General features: G+C 49.9%; 3 protein-coding genes. All 3 read left to right on the top strand.

Going from position 1 to position 1,330, the window contains the following annotated elements; all coding sequences use genetic code 11:
* A partial coding sequence (locus R7Z41_RS23850) for a hypothetical protein (RefSeq protein ID WP_318141624.1) occupies positions 1-228 on the top strand: 228 nt, incomplete at its 5' end.
* A 222-nt stretch (positions 229-450) separates the two neighbouring features.
* On the top strand, positions 451-948 hold the full coding sequence (gene ubiC / locus R7Z41_RS23845; protein WP_318141623.1) for a chorismate lyase: 498 nt from the start codon (positions 451-453) through the stop codon (positions 946-948).
* A 24-nt stretch (positions 949-972) separates the two neighbouring features.
* On the top strand, positions 973-1,330 hold a 358-nt coding region (locus R7Z41_RS23840), incomplete at its 3' end, for a UbiA family prenyltransferase (protein ID WP_411913142.1).

Genomic DNA, 1,330 nt, shown 5'->3' with positions numbered 1-1,330 from the left:
GATGGGCCAGTTATGGTGGTAAGCTCCCAGCGCTTACATGATATGTTGAATCCTACAAAAGATACCAATTGGAATTCCACGTATATCTACAAATCCAGACATGAGATATTGCCTGTTAATCTTACTCCGGAAACACTTTTCGGCTCCAAATCTCAGGATAAACATGCACTTTTCCCCATTTTTACTGCGAGTTGGCGAGCTAATCGTATAAAGAATAAAGGTATTTAAGTAAAGGAAAACATCACCGTTCCTGGCATCATGGGCGGTGATGCCCCTATGGTTGCCCTCTCCAGCGCGGGCATCGGCAAAGCGTAAGGTTCAACAGCGTTTTACCACTTCATGCGATTGTTGCGTTTTTGTTGCGTATTAGATCACTTAATTTGCTTTACATCTCCCGTAAACACTTTTCTGCGATACAATGCCTTTACGTTATGTAACGGAGAGTTCGGCATGTCACACCCCGCGTTAACGCAACTGCGTGCGCTGCGCTATTGTAAAGAGATCCCTGCCCTGGATCCGCAACTGCTCGACTGGCTGTTGCTGGAAGATTCCATGACAAAACGTTTTGAACAGCAGGGAAAAACGGTCAGCGCGACGATGATCCGCGAAGTGTTTGTCGAGCAGAATGAAATCCCCGAAGCACTGCCGCTGCTGCCGAAAGAGTCTCGTTACTGGTTACGTGAAATTTTGTTATGTGCCGATGGTGAACCGTGGCTTGCCGGTCGTACCGTCGTTCCTGTGTCAACGTTAAGCGGGCCGGAGCTGGCGTTACAAAAATTGGGTAAAACGCCGTTAGGACGCTATCTGTTCACATCATCGACATTAACCCGGGACTTTATTGAGATAGGCCGTGATGCCGGGCTGTGGGGGCGACGTTCCCGTCTGCGATTAAGCGGTAAACCGCTGTTGCTAACAGAACTGTTTTTACCGGCGTCACCGTTGTACTAAGAGGAAAAAAATATGGAGTGGAGTCTGACGCAGAATAAGCTGCTGGCGTTTCATCGCTTAATGCGTACGGATAAGCCAATTGGCGCGTTACTGCTGCTCTGGCCAACATTATGGGCGTTGTGGGTGGCGACACCGGGCGTTCCCCAGCTCTGGATCCTGGCGGTGTTTGTCGCGGGTGTCTGGCTGAGGCGCGCTGCTGTATGTGTTGTGAATGATTATGCTGACCGAAAGTTTGATGGTCATGTTAAGCGCACGGCGAACCGACCACCTCCCAGCGGCGCGGTAACAGAGAAAGACGCGCGCGCGCTGTTTGTCGTGCTGGTACTGATTTCGTTTTTACTGGTGCTGACGCTGAATACGATGACCATTCTGTTGTCGATTA

Origin of the sequence: Vibrio sp. 1457 (assembly GCF_033340195.1) — a bacterium.
In the GTDB taxonomy this organism is placed as follows: Bacteria; Pseudomonadota; Gammaproteobacteria; order Enterobacterales; family Vibrionaceae; genus Vibrio; species Vibrio alginolyticus.
Note: the sequence above shows the minus strand (reverse complement) of the source record. Positions and strands in the feature narration are given on the sequence as shown.

What these genes read in the sequence shown, in the direction of transcription:
- ubiC (WP_318141623.1), top strand. Translation starts at nt 451, where the DNA reads ATGTCACACCCCGCGTTAACGCAACTGCGTGCGCTGCGCTATTGTAAA.